General features: G+C 69.7%; 4 protein-coding genes. 3 read left to right on the top strand and 1 reads right to left on the bottom strand.

What is annotated here, in order from left to right; all coding sequences use genetic code 11:
• From gltX to HUU96_RS12745, 3 genes are all read left to right on the top strand, one after another.
• The coding region (gene gltX, locus HUU96_RS12755) for a glutamate--tRNA ligase (protein WP_174293144.1) at window positions 1–1147 on the top strand (1147 nt) is incomplete at its 5' end.
• A gap of 14 nt (window positions 1148–1161) precedes the next feature.
• On the top strand, window positions 1162–2445 hold the full coding sequence (locus HUU96_RS12750) for a citrate synthase (RefSeq protein ID WP_174293143.1): 1284 nt from the start codon (window positions 1162–1164) through the stop codon (window positions 2443–2445).
• A complete protein-coding gene (locus HUU96_RS12745; RefSeq protein WP_174293142.1) occupies window positions 2445–2639 on the top strand; it encodes a hypothetical protein in 195 nt (64 codons plus the stop codon). Before HUU96_RS12750 ends, HUU96_RS12745 begins: the two co-directional genes overlap by 1 nt.
• Here HUU96_RS12745 and HUU96_RS12740 read toward each other — a convergent pair.
• Window positions 2601–3959 carry a sensor histidine kinase gene (locus HUU96_RS12740; RefSeq protein WP_174293145.1) on the bottom strand — a complete coding sequence of 453 codons (1359 nt, stop codon included), beginning with the start codon at window positions 3957–3959 and terminating at the stop codon, window positions 2601–2603. The genes HUU96_RS12745 and HUU96_RS12740 overlap by 39 nt on opposite strands.
• Between the last annotated feature and the right edge of the window lie 3 nt (window positions 3960–3962).

Here is a 3962-nt window from a genome sequence, read left to right as displayed (position 1 = left end):
CCGCCATGCCGAGGTCGCCGCGGCGCTGGTCGCGAACGGCCATGCCTATCGCTGCTGGATGACGGCGGCGGAGATCGCCGCGCAGCGGGCCGCGGCCGAGGCGGCGAAGACGCCGCTGCGCATCATCAGCCCCTGGCGCGACCGCAGCGACGGTCCGGCCGACCAGCCCCATGTCGTCCGCCTGCGCGCGCCGCAGGAGGGCGCGACGACGATCGACGACCTGGTGCAGGGGCCGGTGACGGTGCAGAATGCCGAGCTGGACGACCTGATCCTGCTGCGTTCCGATGGCACGCCGACCTATATGCTCGCGGTGGTGGTCGACGATCACGACATGGGCGTCACTCATGTCATCCGCGGTGACGACCATCTCAACAACGCCTTCCGCCAGCTGCCGATCATCCGCGCCATGGGGTGGCCGGAGCCGATCTACGCGCACATCCCGTTGATCCACGGCAGCGACGGGGCCAAGCTGTCCAAGCGGCACGGCGCGGTCGGGATCGAGGCGTATCGCGACACGCTCGGCATCCTGCCGGAGGCGCTCGACAATTACCTGCTGCGGCTCGGTTGGGGGCATGGCGACGCGGAGATCATCGGCCGCGAGGAGGCGATCCGATGGTTCGATCTGGCCGGCGTCGGCAAGAGCCCGTCGCGCTTCGACCTCAAGAAGCTGGAGAGCCTCAACGGCCATTACCTGCGCGAGGCCGATGATGCCCGGCTGGCGGCATTGGTGGCGGAGCGGATCGGGCGTGCGGACGCCATCGCGCCAATCGAGCGCGCCATGCCGTTCCTGAAGCCCCGCGCCGCCAACCTCAACGAGCTGGCCGAGGGCACCGCCTTCCTGTTCGCGATCCGACCTCTGCCGATCGACCCCGCCGCCGCGCCGCTCCTCGCCGGGGATGCGCCTGCCGTTCTCAAGGCTGCACATCGCGCGCTTGACGCGCTCGACGGCTGGGATACGGAGGCGCTCGACGCGGCGGTGCGGCAGGTAGCGGAGGCTGAGGGCGTGAAGCTCGGTCAGGTCGCCCAGCCGCTCCGCGTCGCGCTCACCGGGCGCAGGACCTCGCCCGGCATCTTCGACGTTCTTGCGCTGCTCGGGCGCGAGGAAAGCCTGGGCCGGATCGCCGACCAAATGACTGACCAGATCTAGCGAAGGACGCTGCCATGACCGACTCCGCCACGCTCTCCCTCGACGGCAAGGACTTCAGCTACGCGACGATGAGCGGCAGCGTCGGTCCGGACGTGATCGACATCCGCAAGCTGTACGGCCAGACCGGTGCCTTCACCTACGACCCCGGCTTCACCTCGACCGCGAGTTGCCAGTCCAAGATCACCTATATCGACGGCGACGAAGGCGTGCTGCTCCACCGCGGCTACGCGATCGGCGAGCTGGCCGAGCAGTCGAGCTTCATGGAGGTGTGCTACCTGCTGCTCAACGGCGAGCTGCCGAGCGCAAGCCAGCTGGAGACGTTCAGCAACACCATCACCCGCCACACCATGGTGCACGAGCAGCTCGCGACCTTCTTCCGCGGGTTTCGGCGCGACGCGCACCCGATGGCGATCATGTGCGGTGTCGTCGGTGCGCTCAGCGCCTTTTACCACGACTCGACCGACGTGCAGGACCCGGTGCAGCGCACGATCGCCTCGCACCGGCTGATCGCCAAGATGCCGACGATCGCCGCGATGGCGCACAAATACAGCGTCGGGCAGCCGTTCCTCTACCCCGACAACTCGCTGAGCTACACCGGCAACTTCCTGCGCATGACGTTCGGCGTGCCGGCCGAGCCCTATGAGGTGAACCCGGTCGTCGAGAAGGCGATGGACCGCATCTTCATCCTCCATGCCGATCATGAGCAGAACGCGTCGACCTCGACCGTGCGGCTGGCCGGGTCGTCGGGGGCCAACCCGTTCGCCTGCATCGCCGCGGGCATCGCCTGCCTGTGGGGGCCGGCGCATGGCGGTGCTAACGAGGCGGCGCTCAACATGCTGCGTGAGATCGGCACGCCCGAGCGCATCCCGGAGTTCATCGCCCGCGCCAAGGACAAGAACGATCCCTTCCGGCTGATGGGCTTCGGCCACCGCGTCTACAAGAACTACGACCCGCGCGCGACGGTGATGCAGAAGACGGTGCGCGAGGTGTTCGCCGCGCTCAACGTCTCCGACCCGGTGTTCGACACCGCGCTGCGGCTGGAGGAGCTGGCGCTCAAGGACGACTATTTCGTCGAGAAGAAGCTGTTCCCCAATGTCGACTTCTACTCGGGCGTCATCCTGTCGGCGATCGGCTTCCCGACCGAGATGTTCACCGTGCTGTTCGCGCTCGCCCGCACCGTCGGCTGGGTGGCGCAGTGGAACGAGATGATCACCGATCCCGACCAGAAGATCGGCCGCCCGCGCCAGTTGTATGACGGCCCGACCCAGCGGCCCTATGTGGCGGTCGGCGAGCGCTGATGCGGCGCGCGCTGGTCGTCCTCGGCACGCTGTGCGCGCTGCTCGGCCTGCTGTGGATCGGCCAGGGGCTCGGTTATATTCACTGGCCAGCGTCCAGCTTCATGCTCGACCAGCGGCCCTGGGCGGATCGCGGTGCGGCGCTGGCGGTGGTCGGGCTAGTGCTGATCCTCGCCGCGCGCCGGGTTGGCAGGTGAAGGCCCGGCCGGCAGGGTCAGCGTAAAGCGAGCGCCCTCCCCCGGCATGCTGACCAGCGTCAGGTCGCCGCCCATCGCCCGCGCCAGCCGACGGGCGATATAGAGGCCGAGGCCATTGCCGCCCGGCTCGGACGGGTCGATCCGTTCGAACTTCTCGAACACCCGCGCCTGATCGGCGGCGGCGATGCCTTTGCCGTCGTCGGCGATGCTGATCGCCACTTGCCCGGTTTCGCGGTGCGCGTTGACCAGCACGATCGAGCCGCGCGGCGCGTAGCGCAACGCGTTGCCGATCAGGTTGACCAGGATCTGCAACGCCCGCCGGAAATCGCCGCGCGCCCAGAGCGTCACGCCCGGCAGCGGTCGCTCGATCATCACCCCCGCCTCGCTTGCCCGCACCGCCAGCAGCCCCGCCGCCCGGCGTGCCACATCGGCGAGGTCGATCGCATCGGCGACCGGCGCGAAACCGGGCCGCTCGACCGCCTGAAGATCGACCAGATCCTCGACCAGCGCCAGCAGGTGGCGTCCGGCATGAGCGATGTCGGCGGCATAGTCGGCATAGTCGGGAGCGACCGGGCCGTCGGTCGCGCCGTTGATAGAGTCGGCGTTGGCGATGATCTGCGCGAGCGGCCGCCGCAGGGCACGGTCGAGGCCGGCGACGAACTCGTCGGCCAGCGGCGGTGGCACCGGGGCGGCCGTGGTCGGCATCGCTACCGGCGTCGCCAGCCCCGCAAACCCTCCAAACCGCCCCGAGACGTCGTTCAACACCGTCGCCGACAGGATCATGGCCACCCCGCCGTCGCGCAGCCGGGCACGCTGCTCGGCGAGCGGCTCGCGCCGGGCAAACGCCTCGACCAGCGGCAACTGCCCGTCCTCGTCGTCCAACGCGAATAGGGCGGTAATCGGCTGTCCCAGCAGCGCGACAGCATCGAAACCGTGCCGCCGGCCCGCCTCGATCGACAACCGGGTCAGGCGCAACGCCGCGTCGGTATCCCAGCGCCAGCCGTCGCCCTTCTCGATATCCGGTGCGGCGGGGGTCGGCGTCCAACCCGGCCGCTCGCGCCAGCCACTGGCGGCGAGGCGGATGCGGTCGCCATCGGGCTGTGCGCGCACCCATAGCTCGACATCGCCCTCGTCATCGGCGACCACCGCCGCACGCGAGACGACGATGCCCAGTCGCCGCGCGAGGCGGACTACCGTCGCGAGCGCCGGCACCGCCAGCGGCAACCCGATCGCCCCGCCGGCGCGCCGGTTGAGCGCATCGATCGCCGGCTCGGCGGACAGCAGCCGACCGTCCGCGTCGAGCACGGCATGGGCGACCATGGC

This window comes from Sphingomonas bacterium, from assembly GCF_903644135.1.
Classification (GTDB): domain Bacteria; phylum Pseudomonadota; class Alphaproteobacteria; order Sphingomonadales; family Sphingomonadaceae; genus Sphingomonas.
The sequence above is the reverse complement of the archived record's forward strand: the minus strand, read 5'-3'. Positions and strand labels throughout refer to the sequence as shown.

Coding starts and splice junctions, on each gene's coding strand:
- HUU96_RS12750 (WP_174293143.1), top strand. CDS start 1,162: ATGACCGACTCCGCCACGCTCTCCCTCGACGGCAAGGACTTCAGCTAC.
- HUU96_RS12745 (WP_174293142.1), top strand. CDS start 2,445: ATGCGGCGCGCGCTGGTCGTCCTCGGCACGCTGTGCGCGCTGCTCGGC.
- HUU96_RS12740 (WP_174293145.1), bottom strand. CDS start 3,959: ATGGTCGCCCATGCCGTGCTCGACGCGGACGGTCGGCTGCTGTCCGCC.